19 protein-coding genes, 2 tRNA genes and 1 pseudogene are annotated in these 19,241 nt (G+C 52.5%); 14 read left to right on the top strand and 8 right to left on the bottom strand.

What is annotated here, in order from left to right; genetic code table 11:
• Nucleotides 1-28 precede the first annotated feature (28 nt).
• Complete coding sequence (locus LA5095_RS19890) at nt 29-451, top strand: ExbD/TolR family protein (RefSeq protein WP_055118136.1); 423 nt, start codon at nt 29-31, stop codon at nt 449-451.
• Nucleotides 448-2,310, top strand: a complete 1,863-nt coding sequence (locus tag LA5095_RS19885) for a hypothetical protein (protein ID WP_055118133.1) — start codon at nt 448-450, stop codon at nt 2,308-2,310. The genes LA5095_RS19890 and LA5095_RS19885 overlap by 4 nt, the downstream gene beginning before the upstream one ends.
• Here the strand turns inward: LA5095_RS19885 and LA5095_RS19880 are convergent.
• The 3 genes from LA5095_RS19880 to LA5095_RS19870 all read right to left on the bottom strand — a co-directional run bounded on the left by LA5095_RS19880 (nt 2,302) and on the right by LA5095_RS19870 (nt 3,972).
• Complete coding sequence (locus tag LA5095_RS19880) at nt 2,302-2,976, bottom strand: MotA/TolQ/ExbB proton channel family protein (RefSeq protein WP_055118131.1); 675 nt, start codon at nt 2,974-2,976, stop codon at nt 2,302-2,304. The genes LA5095_RS19885 and LA5095_RS19880 overlap by 9 nt on opposite strands.
• A 35-nt stretch (nt 2,977-3,011) precedes the next feature.
• Nucleotides 3,012-3,443 carry a hypothetical protein gene (locus LA5095_RS19875; RefSeq protein ID WP_055118128.1) on the bottom strand — a complete coding sequence of 144 codons (432 nt, stop codon included), beginning with the start codon at nt 3,441-3,443 and terminating at the stop codon, nt 3,012-3,014.
• 70 nt (nt 3,444-3,513) lie between these two features.
• Complete coding sequence (locus LA5095_RS19870; protein WP_055118126.1) at nt 3,514-3,972, bottom strand: DUF1036 domain-containing protein; 459 nt, start codon at nt 3,970-3,972, stop codon at nt 3,514-3,516.
• A 145-nt stretch (nt 3,973-4,117) separates the two neighbouring features.
• On the opposite strand from LA5095_RS19870, the gene LA5095_RS19865 reads away from it, so the two are divergent.
• On the top strand, nt 4,118-4,543 hold the full coding sequence (locus LA5095_RS19865; RefSeq protein ID WP_082443021.1) for an ExbD/TolR family protein: 426 nt from the start codon (nt 4,118-4,120) through the stop codon (nt 4,541-4,543).
• 72 nt (nt 4,544-4,615) lie between these two features.
• Here LA5095_RS19865 and LA5095_RS19860 read toward each other — a convergent pair whose 3' ends face one another.
• Nucleotides 4,616-6,190 (bottom strand): caspase family protein, encoded by a 1,575-nt coding sequence (locus tag LA5095_RS19860; RefSeq protein ID WP_055118122.1) that lies wholly within the window; start codon nt 6,188-6,190, stop codon nt 4,616-4,618.
• A 414-nt stretch (nt 6,191-6,604) separates the two neighbouring features.
• Between LA5095_RS19860 and LA5095_RS19855 the strand changes: the two genes are divergently transcribed.
• Nucleotides 6,605-7,507 carry a hypothetical protein gene (locus LA5095_RS19855; protein ID WP_055118120.1) on the top strand — a complete coding sequence of 301 codons (903 nt, stop codon included), beginning with the start codon at nt 6,605-6,607 and terminating at the stop codon, nt 7,505-7,507.
• Between the two features lie 52 nt (nt 7,508-7,559).
• Here LA5095_RS19855 and LA5095_RS19850 read toward each other — a convergent pair.
• Both LA5095_RS19850 and LA5095_RS19845 read right to left on the bottom strand, forming a co-directional pair.
• Nucleotides 7,560-7,635 (bottom strand) — tRNA-Glu (locus LA5095_RS19850).
• A gap of 125 nt (nt 7,636-7,760) precedes the next feature.
• Nucleotides 7,761-8,201, bottom strand: coding sequence for a VOC family protein (locus LA5095_RS19845; protein WP_029066009.1), 441 nt, complete (start codon nt 8,199-8,201; stop codon nt 7,761-7,763).
• 54 nt (nt 8,202-8,255) lie between these two features.
• Here LA5095_RS19845 and LA5095_RS19840 point away from each other — a divergent pair, with 54 nt between their 5' ends.
• The 9 genes and pseudogenes from LA5095_RS19840 (at nt 8,256) to LA5095_RS32105 (ending at nt 14,392) form a co-directional block, all read left to right on the top strand.
• Nucleotides 8,256-9,035, top strand: coding sequence for an SIR2 family NAD-dependent protein deacylase (locus tag LA5095_RS19840; RefSeq protein WP_055118118.1), 780 nt, complete (start codon nt 8,256-8,258; stop codon nt 9,033-9,035).
• Nucleotides 9,036-9,173: 138 nt separating this feature from the next.
• Nucleotides 9,174-9,755, top strand: a complete 582-nt coding sequence (locus LA5095_RS19835; RefSeq protein WP_029066007.1) for a cold-shock protein — start codon at nt 9,174-9,176, stop codon at nt 9,753-9,755.
• Between the two features lie 185 nt (nt 9,756-9,940).
• Nucleotides 9,941-10,414, top strand: a complete 474-nt coding sequence (locus tag LA5095_RS19830) for a DUF192 domain-containing protein (RefSeq protein ID WP_235814786.1) — start codon at nt 9,941-9,943, stop codon at nt 10,412-10,414.
• Nucleotides 10,415-10,521: 107 nt separating this feature from the next.
• Nucleotides 10,522-10,598: transfer RNA gene (locus LA5095_RS19825), tRNA-Pro, on the top strand.
• 408 nt (nt 10,599-11,006) lie between these two features.
• The gene (locus LA5095_RS19820) at nt 11,007-11,294 is read left to right on the top strand and encodes a hypothetical protein (protein ID WP_055118116.1); all 288 of its coding nucleotides are present in this window, start codon (nt 11,007-11,009) and stop codon (nt 11,292-11,294) included.
• Nucleotides 11,295-11,580: 286 nt separating this feature from the next.
• Nucleotides 11,581-11,850, top strand: a complete 270-nt coding sequence (locus LA5095_RS19810; protein ID WP_055118113.1) for a hypothetical protein — start codon at nt 11,581-11,583, stop codon at nt 11,848-11,850.
• A 60-nt stretch (nt 11,851-11,910) separates the two neighbouring features.
• Nucleotides 11,911-12,815, top strand: a protein-coding gene (locus LA5095_RS32110; RefSeq protein WP_408010596.1) for an IS630 family transposase whose coding sequence is annotated in 2 segments (ribosomal slippage) — nt 11,911-12,085 and nt 12,085-12,815 — 906 coding nt in all. Because the reading frame shifts where the segments join, the coding sequence is not laid out codon by codon here.
• A 220-nt stretch (nt 12,816-13,035) separates the two neighbouring features.
• Nucleotides 13,036-13,509, top strand: coding sequence for a hypothetical protein (locus tag LA5095_RS19800; protein ID WP_055118111.1), 474 nt, complete (start codon nt 13,036-13,038; stop codon nt 13,507-13,509).
• A gap of 99 nt (nt 13,510-13,608) precedes the next feature.
• Nucleotides 13,609-14,392 (top strand): annotated as a pseudogene (locus LA5095_RS32105) (IS5 family transposase).
• Between the two features lie 1,905 nt (nt 14,393-16,297).
• Here the strand turns inward: LA5095_RS32105 and LA5095_RS19780 are convergent.
• Nucleotides 16,298-16,771 carry a GNAT family N-acetyltransferase gene (locus LA5095_RS19780; RefSeq protein ID WP_208992780.1) on the bottom strand — a complete coding sequence of 158 codons (474 nt, stop codon included), beginning with the start codon at nt 16,769-16,771 and terminating at the stop codon, nt 16,298-16,300.
• Nucleotides 16,772-17,278: 507 nt separating this feature from the next.
• On the opposite strand from LA5095_RS19780, the gene LA5095_RS19775 reads away from it, so the two are divergent.
• Nucleotides 17,279-18,661, top strand: a complete 1,383-nt coding sequence (locus LA5095_RS19775; protein ID WP_055118107.1) for a hypothetical protein — start codon at nt 17,279-17,281, stop codon at nt 18,659-18,661.
• 249 nt (nt 18,662-18,910) lie between these two features.
• Here LA5095_RS19775 and LA5095_RS19770 read toward each other — a convergent pair.
• A partial coding sequence (locus LA5095_RS19770) for an integrase core domain-containing protein (RefSeq protein ID WP_145902527.1) occupies nt 18,911-19,241 on the bottom strand: 331 nt, incomplete at its 5' end.

The raw sequence follows: 19,241 nt of genomic DNA, 5'->3' as shown, positions 1-19,241 counted from the left end.
TTCGGGCGGGAAGTGAATTGAAACAGCAATGAAACGCTACACGAAGCCGATCCACGTACCCAAGCCGTTGGCTCATCGTAGAGCGGACAGTTCACTGGCCTTGATCAACGTCGTGTTCCTGCTGCTTCTGTTTCTGCTTGTTGCCGGAACTCTACGTCCGCCGCTTCCCGACGAATTCGAGTGGGCGGAAACGAGTTCTGAGTCGGGCAAGGGCAACATCCAGAACAGCCTTGTCCTGACGCGATCTGGTAATCTTTGGTTTGCTGGGACTGAACTCGACGAACAGGGTTTGATTGACTATCTGGCACAATCCCCTGAATTCAAGGACAACATGTCCGTCCAGGTTGACCGCCGGGCAAAGATGGAAGCGGTCGCGCAGCTTGCGCAACAGATGCGATCTGCAGGTGTGAAGAACCTGTCTTTCATTGCCATTGAAGCGAATGAACCGTGACAGCCGCTGTTTACAATCAGGCCGGTGAACTACGTATCCCCGCTTTGGTCTGGACTGCTGTTCTTGTGCTGTCGGTTGCCGCCCACCTGGCTTTCCTGATTTACGGCCTGCCGCAACTCACCTGGCAGTCCGCAGATCCTCCGGAACCGGTCGAAACGAAAATTGTCATTCAGAGCGAAGATCTGGTTTTTGAATCTGCCGATGCGGTGAAGTCTGTAGTGTCCGAGGCAGCGATACCCGATGCAGCAGCCATCCAGGCGAACGAAACGGCAGCCGACGCCGTCATTCCCTTGTCGCCGGAGCAGGCAATACCGAATGGCAGTGAAACCGTCAGACCTGAGGCAACAAAGGCAGCTTACACAGCCACTGTTTTGCCTGAGACGCTGGCACCGAGTTTAGCCGATAGCAGCGATCCTGTTGCGCCTGAACAACTCGATTCGAATTCCGCTCAGCCGGTGTCCACTCCTTCGGTTGACGCCGTCGCTGCCGTTGCCGTTGAGACCATTTCTGAACAGACGCCGGAGGCTCTTGAAGCTGCCAATCAGCAGATCTTAGCCGTGACACCACCGGAGACGGTCGTTGTCGCAGGCCAATCGAATGTGACCGAAATAGTGCAAGCGGCGCCGGAAGAAACCGCGCTTGATGTTGTGCAACAGGTACAGGATCCTGCAACGCCCGAAAGCCAGATTGTTGAAACACTTGCACCGACCTCCGAGGCGGCAAATCCGCTCCCGGTTGACGTCGCAGCGGTAGTGCCGGCTCAGGTTCAGCCTGCAGACATCAGCTCCTCGACGACAACTCGGCCTGCGCAATCGAGCACAGAATCAGTCGTGGTAGCCAGTCAAACGGTAACGCCGAGCACAAGTTCAGCTGTTGTCACCACATCAAGCTCGACGGTTGCACCGGTGTCGTCCGCTCCCGTTGCATCCAGTCCTGTTGTCGTTTCAAGCAATTCTTCTGCGAGCCAGGTGTCTGCGGTTGTCGTTCCAAGTTCAAGTGCCAGCCCGGTTCAGGTTCAAAGCGGAACCGTGAAACCTGTCAGGCCCGTTGAGGAACAGATTGCTGCCGTTCAACCGTCAGAAGTGGATCTTCCTGCTCTAAATCCAAGCGATCCGAACCCGTCCAACGTACCGGCTGCGCCTGTATCGTCTGATCCCACGGCCAACGTGCCACCAGATGAAGTTGCCACGATTGATCCACTGGCAAATGTTTCGGCTTATGTTGCCAACTACGATGCGGGAAGCTGCGCGCATCTTTCAGTGATGTCGGCTGGAACGGACACCGCGCGCGTGACCGCGTTTGGATCTGCAATCGATCCGTTCGTTCTTTTTGATCAACGTTTCACGACTGATCAGGGATATGGTGCTGATATTGAAGTGCGTCTGGTCACAGGTCGTCAATGTGCTCTTCTTGATGCACTTGGTATTTCAAACGGAGTTGAAGCGCCGGGTCTTGTGGAGCTGGACAGGACCGTCGTGACAAGCGGTACAAGGGTTTCCGGTGTGATCCAGCGTGACTTGCCACTCGGACGTATTGCGCAGGCGGAAGAGGCAGGTCTTGAACTGGACGGAAAGGGACCGCCGGAGCTCTATCTTATTGACGATGCCGGTCAGATCCATGATGGCAGGAGCTTCGTCCGGGTTCAGACGAGTACAGCGACATTGGGTGGCTGGCGATTTTCAATCCCGGTTACGCTGATAACCGGTGGCCAGAGCGAAACCGCGCTGATCCTGGCCGTCTGGAACAGGCCCAAGCAAAAACAGCCAGGCTCGTTTGGCAGGCTTCCGGCAGAACGGATTGCGAATGTTCTGGCGTCACCGGGCGTTTACTCCCTCTCTGCGTTCAAGGTTTCACGATGAGGGAGACTGGTTGCTCGTTGCACCGGCTGTGAAGACACCCGTCAGAAGCACCTCAAGAGCTGCGCGCTCTTTTTCAAGTCTTGTCTCGAACCAAGTCACCGCGACAGATACCGGTATGGCAACCGCAAGACCGCAGGCTGTTGTCAGAAGAGCAACCCAGATCCCGCCCGCAAGTGTGCCCGGGTTGGCGGAAGATCCGGACTCCTGCAGTGTCTGGAACGTCTCGATCATCCCGAGCACGGTCCCGAGCAAGCCAAGCAGGGGGGCAATCTGGGTGACGAGATCGAGTGCCTTCAGCCAACTGGTGAGCCCGAAAAGTCGGTCGGCGGCTCTGGCGGAAATCTCTTCGCGCAGGCGTTCTTCACGAATGTCCCGTTCCTGCGAACTCAATGGCTGACCGTCCAGTTTCTGGATCGCTTCCATGGCGCTCCGGACAAGGGCAGCCGAAAGCGAACGGTCCTTCAGCAGAGCCTGCGTTGCCTTGGAACGCTCTCCGGTTCGCCACATCGTCACTGCCTGTCTCACAAGACTGTGCCGACCGACACGGGCATTGGAAAGCTGGAAAGCCTTGGCAAGGATGACAGCGAGCGCGAGCACGGAAATCCCCAGGAGAACAAGGACAACAGGCCCTCCCAGTTCAAGCAGGGAAGAAGACGATTCAACCATTCAGCGACAGCTCCAGACTGTGTGTGCGGAAACGATCAGTCACCGAACTGGATTGGAGTGCGGTTCTTGAGATCCAGAAGATCGGGGCAGTATACATCCGTGACACTTGCAGGGACGCAGTTCAGTACGTCATTGATGTGCAATCTGGACAGGCCATCGCATGCCTTGCCAGCCAGGTCGAATTGCAGAACTTTTGTCTTGCCTGCAGAAATACGGGAGAAATCGAGGCGCAGGAACTGGTCGACGAGCCCCTCGGTGTTAAAGGCGACAATTTCCAGGCCCAATTGATTTATCGGACGTTCAAGTCCGTTGGTCGCAATGATCGAAAGCCGGCAACCGCCGTCCTGTGTTGGCTGGACATGATTGAGTTCGAGACTGATCTTACCGGCTGGCTCCTGTGCGTGCGCAGGTGCTGCAATCGCAGCGCAAAGATAACCAAGCATAAAAAGTTGCGTCGAAAATCGCATTTACAAACCCCCGGAACACTTCAATCCAAACACTTGAGCAACTGGACATTAAGAACATCTGACACAAAAGTCAGTCATATGACAACAACACTGTCCAGTCTTCAGCCCCTTCTGTTTCAATCTTGAAAAAATCCGCTTCGATCAATCCCCGTTGCCAGCACTGATCTCCGTCGAACAGGACAAATTTCTCTTCGCGGATACAAAGCGTCACATCGCCGCCGAGCCTGCTCTCGCCAAAACCGTCGGAGACATGAAGGTAGTAGTTGCTGGCCTTCAGCGGTTCCTGAAGGACCTGGCTGCAGGCATTGGACGTGATTGTCCACCATCCTTCGGTCCGTAAACCGTCTTCCGTGTCATAGCCTATCGCCACATTCACGAGATCGACGGATCCATTGCAGACCCTGAGTCCTGCCTGAGCCGCCTGAGGAACCAGCACGCAGGCAAACAGCAGAAGAAAGAGCCGGATTGCCGTGTTGGTCTTCTTCCTTGCGAAGCACGGTCGGAAACTGGATTGAAAGGCCGTTGCCATGAATTGTCACTCGAAGTCATTGATGATTTCACGCTAAGCAAGTGAGAGCCTTGGGTCAATTTGCCTTTTTTCATTGTGGTTTGAGCGCAACTGCTGGAAAGTGGCGGTCAGAGTTGCCGGAAATTGCAAGAACCAGAAGCCGCAGATGATCCAGATCCACAACCCGGTAGGAAAGCGCAGGCGCATCCCGTTGACGCCGCTGATCGACGTGATTTTCATCCTCGTGATGTTTTTCCTGCTCTCGTCAACATTCGGTATCTGGCGTCCGCTCGATGTTGCCCTTGGGAGTGGCGAAAGTGTTGGCGCCGCCGATAATTCGCGAACTTCCACCGCTCCGGCCGTTCTCATCGTCCTGAAAATGGGAGCGGGTTCGGATATCCCGGAACTGATCGTGAATGGCCTGCCGGTACCCCTTGGTGAACTTGGAAGCGAACTGAACCGTCTGGCTGCAGCGGGGGCTGAAACTGCCGTTCTTATCCCGCACAAGGCAACCGATTTCCAGCAGGTGGTTCATATTCTCGATGCCGCAAAGGCTACGAACATGAAACGTGTGAGTTTGAAACTCGATTGAATGCGCAAAGTGAAGACATGAAAAAAATCGGCCCGGTGAATCACCGGGCCGAGCTCGTGTCTGTGGCTGAAGTCAGCGGCCGATCGCGCCGCCAAGAATTCCACCGACCACGCCGCCGATAAAGGCTGCGCCTGCGGGGTTGAGACCACCACCACCGTTATTGGTACGACGCGTCGTGTTGGTCGTGCGTTGCGGAGTGGTGTTCGCCCGGCGTGTTGTTGTGCTGCGGGACGTGGCGGCCGCCTGCTGCTTGCGTTTGATCTCTGCAATATAGGCCGTGTACTGAGCCGTTGTTTGCGAGTTCAGCAGGAGATGTTGTGCCGCGGTGAAAAACCCGGTCGGAACCATTCCGTTTTGCGTCTGCCAGGCAACGACACCGGCTCTGGTCTTGGGACCAAAAGCACCGTCGGGGCGCCCGACATTGTGTCCGGCAAGGTTCAGCCGTGTCTGCACTTCCCGCCGTGCAGTCCGGTTCCAGCCAAGAGCAGCTTCCGTCTCGGCCGTTCCCGGGATCGCAGTCTGCGGGTTCGGCAGTGACGCGGCAGCACCGTTTGTCGGGTTCGCAGCAGCGGCGGCACCAGGTGTTGTGGCCGGATTGACCGCAGCAACCTGCGCACCGTTGCTCAGACGCTTGATCGAGTTGCGAGCAAAATCCGCAAACGTACCTTTCGGGTAGGCCGCCAGGTAGGATTTGTAGTCGGCCACCGTGTCACTGGACTTTGCTGCTTCCCAGATCAGCTTCTCACGTTCCCAATCGAGATTGGGCTGGGAAGTGGTCGCCGCCGCTGACACAGCCGCATTGGTGACGGCCTGGTCCGGAACTGTGGTTGTGGTCGTGCCCAGTGAAGCCACTTCCGTGCCTTCCGCCGAAGCGGTTGACTTGTTCAGGAACACTTCGCCGATCAGGGAAGCGTTCACCCACGGACGCTGGCGTTTTTCCGTTGCGTCATAGACGTCACCGGTCACCCGGGTCATGACTGTCTGAATAGACGCATTCGGCGTATCGATATGGCGGATAAGGGCAGAGGTGAAAGGAGAATTCTTGCCGTCGCCGTCAAGGGCTACATCGCCGGGGCTGGTTGCAAATGCAATCACGGAACCTTCGCCACCGGTTTCCTCAACCTTGATTTCCGCAAGTCCCGAACCGAGGTTTGCCGAACGGCTTGGGCCCATACGGCGCGCAAGCGTGCGTGCCAGCGGATTGTCGCGGCAGGCGTCCAGGAAAACCATCTGCACCTTCACGTCCTTGGACATCTGGCGCATGATGAAGTCGACCGAGATCGTTTCAAAATCGAGCGAGGTTTCGTCCTCGATCTTGGCGTCGATCGGGATCAGAAGGTTCTGACCGCCTACCTGCATGCCATGGCCGGCGTAGAACAGAACCGCGATCTCGGCCCCGTAGGCCTTCTTCGCGAAATCCAGCACGGACCGGCGCATGTCGTTATAAGTCTGGTCCTGACCCGCCACGACTTCAAAACCGAGGCTGCGCAATTTGGCGGCCATCAGTTCCGCGTCATTCGACGGGTTCGGAAGCGGTATCGTGTGTTCGTATGCGCCGTTGCCGATTACCAGGGCAACGCGCTTGGCGAGTGCCGGGGCAGTCCCTGCTATCAGTATTGCCAGCACGGCGATCATTCGTGTGAACATTTCCTGTCCTCTCGTAAGATCATTGTTGCCTGTCGGTTAATCCGATCATTATCTTGAGGCCTGTTTCCTCTTGTTTATAGAGCTAACCCCAGCGGCATTAAATGTTCTGTAATACGTGTCACAACTATTCGTTTTGGTGAAATTCGTCTTAAATGAAACGGAACCCTGCCAGGCCAATTAGCTCCACCGTCCAAATTCCGACGGCATTATATCAAGGTTTCCCGGCAGTTCCACGTTTCCTAACGTTACCCCTAATTTTTTTGTATCAAATACGTGTCAACACGGCAGTGCGCACTGCCTTGATGGCGAGACGGTGTTCTTTGTTGCGGAACCGCAGCAGTCGCACCGCGACAGACGTGACAGAGATCACGCTTTGTACCGGGCATGGTCTGGTAGAATGCCTTTGTTCAGGTGATGGCCGACTGGTCACGCATTCAGGAAATCGTGGAGGCAGTTCTTATGGCGGGTCGGTCCGATATTCACAGGCATATGAAAAAGGCGCATGTCGGCGTCTTTCAATCCGCCGCACGGCTTTACCACGTCGCAATTCTCGTCAGGCGAACCAATACCGCTTCGCTACAGCATATCGGTGAGGGCTATGCCGTCCCCAAGCCACTTGATTGCAAAGCCAAAACTGCAGATTTCGATGTTGTCCCTCGCGGCAGCCGGCTGCCGGAGGCCAGGAGAGGGTCTATTGCCGGGCTTGTCGTCGATCCGACGCTTTTCGGTGAACGGGCGTACAAGGATGGAAAATATCCCAAGGCACTGGCGGCCTGGCGGTCCTTTTCCAGCCAGTTGAGACCGGAAATGGCAACTTATGAACAGCAGAAGAACATAGCTTTCATTATCCCGAACAGTGGCCGCTATTTCGTGGAGCGCAATCCGGAAGATCCTTACTTCGGCTGCGTCAAGTTTTCACCGACCACGATCCTCAGGGAGGGGAAATGTGTCCATGGTGATTTCGATCTCTACGGAATTGTCGACATGGATGCACCGGACCGGATCATCAGGGTCAAGGAAAAGAGACTGGGGCAGATCCACGCCCGCTCGCCGAAATTCATGGACGTGCAAACCTTCGTCAACAGCCGGATCGGCGTGAACATGATCCTTCATGGCTCACAGGAGACCTACGCCACGGATCACGAGGACGATGACCTGGATGTGTTTTTTCCTAACGGACGCATCGAATATGCCGGGCCGACTGCAAACGATATCGCGAACTTCTACAGACGGGAATTTCCCGGAAGGGCGTTTTTCGGAATGGATGATCCGGCCCAGGAGATCGAAGGCCGTTTCGTTTCACCATCACGCGCATGAAACTTCAGGCGCGCGGCGCCTGATCATCATGGTCCAATTCTTGGGAAGAAATTGGCACGCCCAACGGGACTCGAACCCGTGTTTCCGCCGTGAAAGGGCGGCGTCCTAGACCGCTAGACGATGGGCGCGCGGTCGACGCGGCTGCGTCGTGGGGAGGCTTATAGGCGGGAATGGTCCTGCCCGCAAGAGCCTTTATTACAATTTTTTGCAGGCCCGATCCCTCGGGCCCGCACTTGTTGAAAACCTGCTGAAATCACCACTCGCCTGTATTGGGCATGGAGGCCCAGGGCTCTTTGATTTCAAGGGCTTCACCCTTCTGCAGCAATTCAAAGGAAATGTTGTCCGGCGAGCGGACAAACGCCATACGACCGTCGCGGGGAGGGCGGTTGATCGTTACGCCCTTGTTCTGCAGGCTTTCGCAGAATGCATAGATGTCATCGACCTCATAGGCCAGATGCCCGAAATTGCGCCCGCCCGTATACTCTTCCGGATCCCAGTTGAAGGTGAGTTCCAGGAGCGGCGCGGCACTGGCCTTGCCGGCTTCCAGATCGTCTGACCCGGCGAGGAAGACCAGAGTGAAGCGTCCCTTCTCGCTCTCGTGACGGCGAATTTCCGTCATGCCCATCTTGTTGCAATAAAAGTCCAGGGATTCTTCAATGTTGGTTACGCGAACCATCGTGTGCAGATAACGCATAGCTTGTCCTTTTCCTCCACCGAGGGATCTGATCGAAAGGTACCCGACTGGCTCATGACACTTATCACCAGCCTATCCGAAGCTCGAGACTTTCTGGCAAAAATTTACAAGGATGACCGCCTCAGAATTGTGGCGCTGACCGGAGCCGGAATTTCAACTGAATCGGGAATTCCGGATTTCCGGTCCCCTGGAGGGATATGGTCAAGACGCCAGCCGGTTCAATACCAGGACTTCATCTCATCGGAGGATGCCCGCCTGGAAGACTGGGACCGCCGCTTTGAAATGATGGACTTTTTTGAAAAATCCGAACCCAATGCGGCGCACGAGGCCCTCACGCTGCTCGCACAAGAAGACCGCCTGACATGCCTGATCACGCAGAACGTTGACGGCTTGCACCAGGCGGCTGACTTTCCGCAGGACCGGTTGATCGAGATCCACGGCAACTCGACATTCGCCACCTGCCTGGAGTGCGGACGGCGCGCCGGACTTGATGCGCAGCGGGCCGAGGTGGAGGCGGCGCGAAGCCCGCGCTGCGACGCTTGTGGCGGATTGTTGAAGGCGGCTGTCATCAGTTTCGGGCAACAGATGCCGGAGGCGAAACTTGAAAGAGCCGTCCAGGCAGCGCGGGAATGCGACCTGTTTCTGGTGCTCGGCTCGTCGCTGGTCGTTCATCCTGCTGCGCAATTGCCGGCGGTTGCGGTGCGCTCCGGCGCTGGCCTGGTGATTCTCAACGGGCAAGAAACGCCGCTCGATTCACTGGCCACTACTGTCATTCGCACACCATTGGCACAAACTTTTGCAAATTTTGGCGAAGAAAATGAGCAAAACCTGTAAATGGTCTGTGGTTAGTTTCACAATTTCGCTTCTCGCAATTAGTCGCAATGTTATCCTTTTATTAGGAATCGGGTGCGAGGTGAGTCGCAAATTGCCTTCGGCCTAATCATGCGGACCTAGAGACGGGACAAAATCGCTATGGGGGTCAAAACCGCACGGGAACCCCGCGCGCTCGAGTCGGTGGCAGATGATGTTGCCGTTGACGTATTCGAGATTGCCGGAACAATAAAGTGGTTCGACGTGGGCAAGGGCTACGGCTTTATCGTACCGGACGACGGTGACGGTGATATCCTGCTACACGTGACTTGCCTCCGGCGCGATGGTTACCAGACAGCTTATGAGGGCGCCCGGGTCGTTTGTGAGGTTCTGGACAGACCCCGCGGTCTGCAGGCATTCCGCATCCTGTCTATGGACGAGACCACGGCGACACACCCCTCGCAATTGCCGCCATCCAGGACCCATGTTCAGGTCGTGCCCGAAGGCGGGTTCGAAAAGGCGACCGTCAAGTGGTTCAACCGGGTCAAGGGCTTCGGTTTCCTCACCCAGGGCGAGGGCACGGAAGATATCTTCATTCACATGGAAACCCTGCGCCGGTTCGGCATCACAGAATTGCGTCCGGGCCAGGATGTCCAGGTGCGTTTTGGTGAAGGTCCGAAGGGACGCATGGCCGCTGAAATCCGGCCGATGGGAACGGGAACACACATTCCCGCATCGCACTGATCTCACCAGAAAATTTATTCCGTACCTCCCGGCCGGACTTGTTTCGGCCTTTTTGTTTGTCGAACCTGTCGCGCGGTTGTATTTCCGGTGGGTGGTTGGCAGATCGCGTTCACGTGCGTTGATCGGCAAGAGGCAGGATGCTTCTTTGATGTCGTCCCGTTACCGGATTTGGAAAGGGTGTCCCTTTGCTTCAGGCTTTTGCGCGTTTGTTCTTGATTGTTGTTCTCGTCATCGGTCCGTCGGTCACCGCTCTTGCACAAGATGAGCCTCAACAGCTGCGCCAGGAGGAACTCACCGTCCGTTCCGGTGACACCGAACACCGGTTCCTTGTAGAGATTGCCGCCACTGACCGCGAACGCTCCCGTGGCCTGATGTTTCGGGAAGAGATGGCGGCCGACCACGGCATGCTGTTCATTTTCGACAGCGAGGGCGAGCGCTATTTCTGGATGAAGAACACGCCGCTTCCCCTCGACATTATCTATATAGGCGCAAACGGCGCGATCGTCAGCATTGCAGCCAACACGGTACCCTTTTCCGAAAAGGTCGTTCCCTCGGGCGACCCGGCAAAGTATGTCCTGGAACTCAACGCTGGAACAGCGGCAAAACTCGGCCTGGATGTCGGCAATGAGGTTTCCAGTCCGTCGATGATCATCGAGTGATTTCAAAACCGCTCGATTATGGAACTGTTCACAAGTCTCTGGAAATCACGGTTTTCGTCTCTTGACGCCGACGGCGAACGCGGATACACCCCGACAAATCAACGGATCGGGGTATAGCGCAGCCTGGTAGCGCATCTGGTTTGGGACCAGAGGGTCGCAAGTTCGAATCTTGCTGCCCCGACCATTTTTCCCAATGACTTTCTGACTTTTGCCATCGAGACAGTGTCTTGAGGCGGTTGATTCTGCGCATCGTCCTGAAGCTGCGCCAGGCTCTGACCGGCAAACGTCGATGGAGTTCCCGCGAGAGACACTGGTATCAACCCGTGTTGGCAAAGCGGCCCCGTGCGGAAAGAGTTACCACCGTCCGACTTGCAGGAACGCCGCGACAATCTAATTCTTCTCGAGCCATTTGTTACTGAAACGCGCACTTGTCAATCGAAAGTCTCAGTTTTCACCTCACGCACCAGCCTGTAGCCACACCTTCCTGACAACGCGGCGTTAGTTTGAATTTCAACCGGAAATCGAACAAATTCGGTTGCACGTGACTTGGTACTATTGCAAAGGTTTGGTTAACCTTATCAGGGGTTGCCGTATGGCAGTCCTGACCGGTAACCTTGCCTCGAGGCGAGGGACGGTTGCGGTTGAGCGAAGGGAATGGGGCAAGGTGGACAGAAGTGATTCTGATCTCTCCGGGCGCGTCGATAGAGTGCCCGGCGATAGGGGACCGGCTGCGCAGGTGGACGGGGCAGAAATGCCGCGTGTGTCCGGCAGTGCTCCGGCGAGGGAGAGGCAAAACTCGGGCCGCATGGGGGTCCGGTTGGCGGATGGGTCCGAGGCGGACTACCGGGCCGCGCACTATCTTGCCCGCGAAACGCACTAGAATGCTATTTCCTGCGACATTGTGCTATCTAGTATCTTGAGAGCGATGTTGTAATTGGGTGGAAAATTGATTGTGTTTTATGTATTTAATTTTTTTCTCGCGCTCTTTATTTCAGTTGTTTTGGCCTTTCTTTCGTTCGAATACTTGCCAAGCGAATTAAAGTTACTGGCAGGTGGGCTTGTGTTGATTGTTGGCGGCTTGGCAGCGTTGTGGAACCTTTATCTTCTTGTTTCCCACTTGGTTACGGGGCGCAAGTAGTCGCCAAATTACTGGAGTATTCATCGCGATGACAAGGTCAATTTATGGTTCAGAAATAACTGATTATAAATTTGAGAGCGCAGATTTTCGTGTCAAGTTCAAAACGGAGTACGTTTCGCCATGGGCTTTTACAGCAATACTTGATGGAATAAAAGGTTACATACCTGGCGGTGACATGGAAGTTACTGCCGAGTTTGGAAGGAAAGCTTACAAAGGCGAATTTTCCGGAAGTATCAATTTTCATGCTTTGCGTATCCGCATTCACAATTTTCGTTCTGAATTTGATTGTGGCGATTAAGTCGGCGTTTCAAGCACGTTGACCGTTAAGTGGGCTGTAAAAACAGGTAGAGGGCGAGTTTTGAGAGCCTGGCAAGACGGCAGTTCCGCACGGCAGGCGGCGGCACGATTTGGGGTGAGTGCTTCCAGTGCAATCCGTTGGATTGCGCGTGCCGGACAGGGCGAGACGGCGCCCCGCAAAACAGGACGCAAGACAACTTCCCGGCTTGATCCGCACGAAGAGTTCATCGTCGCCCGATCGAGGACAAGAAGGACATCACGCTTGATGAGATGGTTGTCCGGTTGGCTGAAGAGCGCGACATAAAGATCGGCCGGAGCATGTTGAGCAAATGGCTGCGCTCGCGCGGGTTCACATACAAAAAAAAGACCGCACACGCATTGGAGCAAGAGCGCCCAGGCCTGATGATGCAGCGTCAGGCCTGGTTCGACAGTCAGCTTGATCCTGATCCGGCTAAACTCGTCTTCATAGACGAGACCGGCCTGAATACGAAGATGGCGCGGCTGCGCGGACGGTCCCTGAAGGGAGAGCGTTGCCGGGCAGGCGTTCCCCATGGGCACTGGAAAACGACAACCTTCACCGGAGCCTTGCGCCTGACCGGCATGACGGCTCCGATGGTGCTGGAGGGTGCCATGAACGGCGCCGCTTTCCTGGCATATGTCGAGCAGGCTCTCGTGCCTACTCTCTCACCCGGCGACATCGTCGTGATGGACAACCTGCCAGCCCACAAGGCGGCCGGTGTCCGGGAGGCCATTGAATGCGCGGATGCTGAGTTGCGCTATCTGCCGCCCTACAGTCCCGACTTTAACCCGATCGAGATGGCGTTTTCGAAGCTTAAGGCGCTGTTGCGTGCAAAGGCGGAGCGCACTGTCGATGCCCTGTGGAGCTCTGTTGGCGATCTCATCGCCCAGTTCAAACCACAAGAATGCGCAAACTATTTTGCCGCCGCGGGATATGAACCATCATAAAGTGGATGAGCTTTAGGTGTGGTTTCGAATGTTGTTGTTCAAATTTAGTAGATAAACATAGGTTGGAGTGGAATTACTTGAGTGCGAAAATTCGAAACTGGAGCGTTTTGGATACCATGCTTGATATCCGGATTTTTTTGTTTCGATGGCGCATGAGGTCTAAAAAATCTAATTTTACTTGAGGGTATTTGTACAACGCAGCGTTAAAGGGGCATTATTGATGATTCGCCGAAGAAAAAATGCACTTTTGTATTTGTTGACTGTTTTGTATTTGGTTCAAGAAACGAATTCGGTCGAGAGTTCTGATAATTTCGAAGAGTTGAGTAAGTCGATTGAAGAGTCAATATTCACCTATGGAAACGCAAAATATACAGTCAAGATAAATCAGTGTTTAATTAAAGTCATACAGCAAAATTCTTCCTGTAAGCATCCAGAAGCTGTATTTAGGGTGGAGCAAAGTATTTTTTTAGAAGAAATCAAACGTGTAGAGTTATATGGAAGTAATAGCGCGAGTAAGAGTATTTCTTTTTTTAAGCGCGCGCAATTAAGTAATTCAAAAACCCAATACATAAAATGCAATGGTGTTCAGGTCGTTTCTTATGATGAGTTAGAACTATCGCTTCTAATGAAGGGTGATTTAGAACCCACTATCCTAACAAAGATTGATGAAATTAGGAAAGATTGCGCTAAATGACGGAAAGTAAATACTCTTCCCTTCTTAGGCTTCGGACCCATAAAACGGCAGTGCAAATCAGTGGAAGCCTGATTCAAGCTCCTGAACAGGAGTTTGACGATGTCCGATGGGTATTGCTGTCTTACCAACGAGCAGTTTTCAAAGTTGCAGTCGCTTTTGCCGACCGACACGCGAGGCAAGGCCCGTGTCGATGATCAGCGGGATCATTCATGTCCTGAAGTCAGGCGGCCGCTGGTTCGATGCACCAGATGTCTATGGGCCGAGGAAAACCATCTACAATCGCTTCGTCCGCTGGTCCGAGAAAGGTGTCTGGACGGGTATCTTCGATACGCTGTCCCAAACCGGCGGCCCACGCTGGAAGTGATGATCGTCTCTCGGTGATACTTGCGTCACCTGCCGGCCTACGGACAGTACAGCCGTTCGGGCGCACCGGGGGTTGCTCATGGCGGCTAATGGGGCTCAAACCCACGCCCAGGGCAGAGCTCGTGGTGGTCCGGGAACCAAAATCCACGCTCTGAGCGATAACAGGGGCAGACCCATCGCCTTCCACCTCACCGGAGCCAATGTCCCGGGCTTCACTGGAGCAGAGGCACTCTTGCCGCTCGTTCCTGAAAACGGCGTTCCGCATGGCAACAAAGGCTACGACAGTGATCGTATCCGCCGGACAGTAGAGGCGCGTGGATCTCTACCCAACATCCCGTCGAGAAAAATTCGTAGATGGAAAAACTGGTTCTCACCACACCATTACAAGGGCAGAAACGTCATTGAGAGAATGTTCGGCAGGCTCAAGGAGTTCCGCAGGATCGCTACGCGATACGACCGAAACGCCAGAAACTTTCTATCAGCACTCTGCTTCGCCGCAACCGTCTGCTACTGGCTATGAGCCTGAAGCCTAGCGTGACACTTAATAAAAGTGTTTAACTTCATTAGAGGGAGCAGTGTATCGTGGGGATTCTAGTTTGAAAGAAGCGAAAAAGGTTATCTTTATTTATTTGGGTGAGCAATTGGCCTTCATTTTACTGGAGGCATTTGCGCTTTCGTGGATTATTTGTAAGAATTACATTGACGTGTGTCTCGACATGTTGATAAAATGGTTGGATTGCTAATTGTTGTTGTTGTTTATCTATTTATTCAGCTAATTATTAAATTTCAAAAAGAGGAAAAACAAAAAATGACATCGAAGAGCACCAGCTAGTGGTGTTGTCATGGCGGAGTTGCAATGAATTATTCAACTGGATGGTCTCCAACCGGTAGTTTCATTGTTGATCCAAATCATCATAAGTTAAGGTCAATTCTCTGATGAAGGTGGTCAGAAAACAGTGGTAGGAAAGAATAGAAAGATCATCTAATTGTGCAAGTCTTAACACGTGGCAAGATTGGCGTTAATTCAGACTTGTTCGGAGATTGAATCTGGCGTCGACAGCGTTCCGAAGTTTTGCCCCCGAAATACTTGGAAGAAAAAGTTTTAAGAAAAGAAACTTCAAAATGACAAAAAAGATCTGTATTTTCTGTTCTTGCATATTTGCTTTTTCTCTGGCCTCTATATTTTTGATTGGATTTAGTTTCGGTGGGCAACCGGTAATTCCGTCAATTGTAAAATTTGTTTTTAATACATGCGTGGTGGCTGTTTTTATAACATTTTTCCCTGGACCGGGAAGCTTTCTGTTGTCTCAAGTGTACGTGACTTCCTTAAAAAAAGATTCGATTTATTCAAAATCAGCAAAAAGTAGTCCAATATATTGGGTTGTTTGGCGAGAATACAAGGATTGACGAAAAATTCAAAGTATTAAAGAAACATAGTCTGATATATGATTTCGATTCTGGACAGGTGGCATTTACGTCGGCTTCGGAAGATCTGGAATTTCTGTTGGTGTATTTCACCAGGTTTCTGCCGGCACTGTGGTTTAGAGACGGTAGCGGGGAATTCTTTTGAATTTCTCTAGGCTACTGCCGAGTTCACTTAGTCTGAGCGTTCGAAGATTTGGTTGCTAAACTTGGCACTTGTGTGCGAATAAACTCTTGTTTGAGAGAAAGATAAAATGAAGAAATCTGCTCCATCCGTCTTCAAAACTATCTTTGCTCTGCCGCACAGCAGATTATCGGGTCAGTTATTTTGAATTCGAGCAAGGGGCAACGATAAATGCATTGAGTTGTAGTCAATATGGTGCAAAGGCATTGAGTAAAACAGAGTGGCCAAAATGAATTGTAAGTATAAAATATTCAACTCTAGAAGATTTTTAATAATTTTCACTATATCAGCATTGTCTTTATTATGTATTCCTTTTGCTGAAATAGAAGCTGCGGAAAGCTTATGCGAAGGCGGAGAAACAGTGGTTGTTCCACAAGTCCGAAGTGGAGTCGATCAAATTTATCAGGGAAGATATCGAGAATTTCTGTTAGGTGTCGAAGACAATTTCCCTATTCCGGCCGAGAAAAGGCAAGCATTTCTAAGTCCTCTCGAGAAATATTTTCCAAAGGGATTTCAAGCTTGTAGATATCTTGGAAAAATGAGCGATCTAACTTAATTTCAGATTTTATTGTTCAATACTATTCACCTGAAGGTAGCGTATATTTGTATATGATTTCCCTACAGACAACGGCAGGCATAAGAGGTGGCGTTATGCAATTTCATATCTCGACAGATTTCGCAGAAATTTTTGATCTATGGAAGTAATTTACAGGATATTTTGTTTAGGTCCTCAAACGGCCCCCGCGACCGGACGTTATCATTCCTGAACGCAAACCTTGCAGTTTATTGACACCCGTTTCAGCAGTGCGGACGAAGCTTTCATGCAGTCTCAAGTTGAAACTTGAGGAACCTGGCGCCATCGTATTCGATCTCCCCGAGAAATTTCGCTCCAATCCTTTTGAGTGCACCCAGGTTCTTTCGAGATGGTGGCAAGAGAAATGTTACAAAGGGGATGCGCTCGTCGGCAATCGCATATTCCAGCGCCTTTCTCGAAATGCGTGTTCCGAGACCAAAGGCATCGGGTCGCAAAACCAGTCCGAAGTCCCACTCGTCGCCTTCTTTTTGAAAACCACCCCACCCGACATACCGGCCATCGGACAAGATCGCCCAGTGACCGAGCCCATCACGATTCCAGCATTCTTCCTTTTGGGCAACGAATTTCCTCACAGCCGCGTCGTCCCATGCAAATGTCAAAAGCGGCATGTGTTCCGCGACCCTGGGGTCAGACATGTGAGCCGCAATCTCGGCTGGCTCAATTTCCGACAATCGGGCAAAAGCGATATTATGTTTCAAGTTGGCATCCACTCGCACTCTTGAGGTGTCTATCCTGATGATTCCGTTCCAGACAGGACAGGAACGCTATTTTATGCGTTTTCAATCCACTTGAGTCTCGCATAAAGGCTCCCGATTTCGCTGTCACGGCATCTAGGTCGGCGTTTGGGATCAGCAACGGGTTGTTGCTGTGCTTAATTCGGGGTCGGCTCTCGACAATGCAATGATTTCGTTTGAATAACCTGTCTTCCTGAAAGAAACTCGGAGCATGATTGCCTATGTCACAGTTGGTGCGATGGGGTTTTATGGCGGGAGATACGTTCGGTGAAATTCCTTGAGGGTTGAGTTTTGTCGCCAGGCGGGTGAAGAGCGGAACTTCACCGTTACGGGTTCAAACTTCAGCATTGCGGACAAAGCCGCCTTTCAGCTGCGGTTGGCACACAGCTCGATGTTCACGCACCATTGGTTGTCAATTTGTGTTAGGGTTCAACGTGTTTAAACAATCGTTTTTCACAATAGAGGCTCGCGATGGACTTTTCCGGACAGTTTACCGAGCGCATACAGGATGAGACAGACACAATCCAAGGTATCGTGGATTCGGTCCCAAAATCGATCAGGTCCTATACCAATCGAATTGGAGTGAAGGAATTCTGGCCCGAGTTGAAGAAGGCGGGGATCAATCGACCGACCAATCTGCCATTCGGCTACAGGCTCTTTGATGTGTTGCCGTATGGAGACACCCCCGTCATAGACCTTCGACCTGAATCGGAAGACATGTTCATCTCCCGAACTGGAATGACTTTCGGTGGAATCAGACCGTTCGTCAAAGCAGGCTTGGTCATCCCAGTGCTGTATGGATCCGACCCGAAAGAATGGACCGATGTACAGCTAACCGGGAGCAGACGAAGCGATTTAGATGACCTAATTGCTCGCTCTTACTTCCACAAAGCAAGGATCAATGCCTTTTTGAGGTCAAAAGTCGATCGATTTGACGTAATGCAAGCGGAAGTTTTCGAGGATTTATTGAGGTTCGAAGGATTGCCAGCTGTTGTCCGAAAGGGAACAGCATTTGAGGCAGTGCCATTTTCGCGAGGGAACGCAGCCCAGTTAGCAAGCAATATTTCATACTTCAACGCATTCGATCCAATCATCTATCAAAATACTATGGATCGACTTGAGGCTATTAAGTCGGATACGGAAAAACTCCCTGAGTTCCTAAAATTCGTGAGCTTTACCAAATGGCTAGCCTTTTCGGAGATAACCGCCTCCCTTGGAGGCATTTTCGCGTTTGCCCCAATGGAAGAAACCGTCGACGCAACAGCGCCGCGAGGTGGTGATGTGAAATCGAGTGCTGCACCCAAGCTCTCACCAAATGACAAGGAGATGTGGGAATGGGTTTTTCGGAGGATTACTGGCGCTTTCGAAGTGGAGACCTTTCAGGATCGAGATGCGAACGCTTTGATCGAATTCTTGTCGAACAACGAAACGAAACTCCTCAAAAACAAAATCAACGCGGGAATTGAGAGTCTGTACGCCATACTACAGGAGCAGGAAAAGATCTCTACCAAAGAGGGCATCTCCGTATTGGTAGAAAACATTGAAGAACTTGTACAAGAGTACAGAGAGCGGGCAAAGCAAGTGAACAGGTTGATCGACAATTTCGATCGGGGGTCAGATCATGCCCGCTACTCGGTTATGGGGCTTGATATGTTACCATTGCTCGAAACAGTCAGCGGATACTTCACTACACCTGCGGCAGTGATCGGAATCGTCAAATACGTCGCTAAAAGCTTTATGGGAGGACCGGTTGAAAGGGTGAAATCCCATGTGATCGCTCACAAACTCAAGAGCCCTAACGCGCTTCGTATGCTCAAGTTTGACGATGCGTTGAAGCGACGGGGCAGGCTATAGCTAGCTTTTTCATCGATGATCTGTCGAAACCAAGGATGTTTCAAGTCTTCACGTTGGGCTCGTTCCAGTTATTCGACGCTATCGGCACCAATGATCTTGGAGGGCCGAACTGTTCATTGTACTACTTACGTATCCCAACAAACGTAAACTGGGTGTCTGAGCGTCTTTGTTCGCCAGATTGCACCAAAAATCAAAGCATTTAGCCCGCACAATGCTGATCAGCCCCACTTGAGTGGTCCGTTTTGATTGTTAGTGCATGACTGGGCTGCGGTCCATCTGGATGATGGTCTCCGGTGCCGGTGGTCGGTATCCCAAGGCGCTGTGTGGACGCTTGGTATTGTAGTGTTTCCTCCATTGTTCAATCAGGATTTGCGCTTCCTTCAGGCTGTAGAAGGTTTCTCCGTCAAGCAGTTCATCTCGGAAACGGGCGTTGAAGCTCTCGCAGTATCCGTTTTCCCATGGCGAACCAGGTTCGATGTACGCGGTCTTGGCACCCACAGCGTTGATCCAGTCCCTGACGGCTTGAGCAACGAATTCCGGCCCGTTGTCCGATCTGATGTAGGCTGGGACAGCCCGAAGA

This window comes from Roseibium album, from assembly GCF_001404515.1.
GTDB lineage: Bacteria > Pseudomonadota > Alphaproteobacteria > Rhizobiales > Stappiaceae > Roseibium > Roseibium album.
This window is presented reverse-complemented; position numbering and strand designations above follow the sequence as displayed.

What these genes read in the sequence shown, in the direction of transcription:
- LA5095_RS19890 (WP_055118136.1), top strand. Translation starts at nt 29, where the DNA reads ATGAAACGCTACACGAAGCCGATCCACGTACCCAAGCCGTTGGCTCAT.
- LA5095_RS19880 (WP_055118131.1), bottom strand. Translation starts at nt 2,976, where the DNA reads ATGGTTGAATCGTCTTCTTCCCTGCTTGAACTGGGAGGGCCTGTTGTC.
- LA5095_RS19875 (WP_055118128.1), bottom strand. Translation starts at nt 3,443, where the DNA reads ATGCGATTTTCGACGCAACTTTTTATGCTTGGTTATCTTTGCGCTGCG.
- LA5095_RS19870 (WP_055118126.1), bottom strand. Translation starts at nt 3,972, where the DNA reads ATGGCAACGGCCTTTCAATCCAGTTTCCGACCGTGCTTCGCAAGGAAG.
- LA5095_RS19865 (WP_082443021.1), top strand. Translation starts at nt 4,118, where the DNA reads ATGATCCAGATCCACAACCCGGTAGGAAAGCGCAGGCGCATCCCGTTG.
- LA5095_RS19860 (WP_055118122.1), bottom strand. Translation starts at nt 6,190, where the DNA reads ATGTTCACACGAATGATCGCCGTGCTGGCAATACTGATAGCAGGGACT.
- LA5095_RS19855 (WP_055118120.1), top strand. Translation starts at nt 6,605, where the DNA reads ATGGCCGACTGGTCACGCATTCAGGAAATCGTGGAGGCAGTTCTTATG.
- LA5095_RS19845 (WP_029066009.1), bottom strand. Translation starts at nt 8,201, where the DNA reads ATGCGTTATCTGCACACGATGGTTCGCGTAACCAACATTGAAGAATCC.
- LA5095_RS19840 (WP_055118118.1), top strand. Translation starts at nt 8,256, where the DNA reads ATGACACTTATCACCAGCCTATCCGAAGCTCGAGACTTTCTGGCAAAA.
- LA5095_RS19835 (WP_029066007.1), top strand. Translation starts at nt 9,174, where the DNA reads ATGGGGGTCAAAACCGCACGGGAACCCCGCGCGCTCGAGTCGGTGGCA.
- LA5095_RS19820 (WP_055118116.1), top strand. Translation starts at nt 11,007, where the DNA reads ATGGCAGTCCTGACCGGTAACCTTGCCTCGAGGCGAGGGACGGTTGCG.
- LA5095_RS19810 (WP_055118113.1), top strand. Translation starts at nt 11,581, where the DNA reads ATGACAAGGTCAATTTATGGTTCAGAAATAACTGATTATAAATTTGAG.
- LA5095_RS19800 (WP_055118111.1), top strand. Translation starts at nt 13,036, where the DNA reads ATGATTCGCCGAAGAAAAAATGCACTTTTGTATTTGTTGACTGTTTTG.
- LA5095_RS19775 (WP_055118107.1), top strand. Translation starts at nt 17,279, where the DNA reads ATGGACTTTTCCGGACAGTTTACCGAGCGCATACAGGATGAGACAGAC.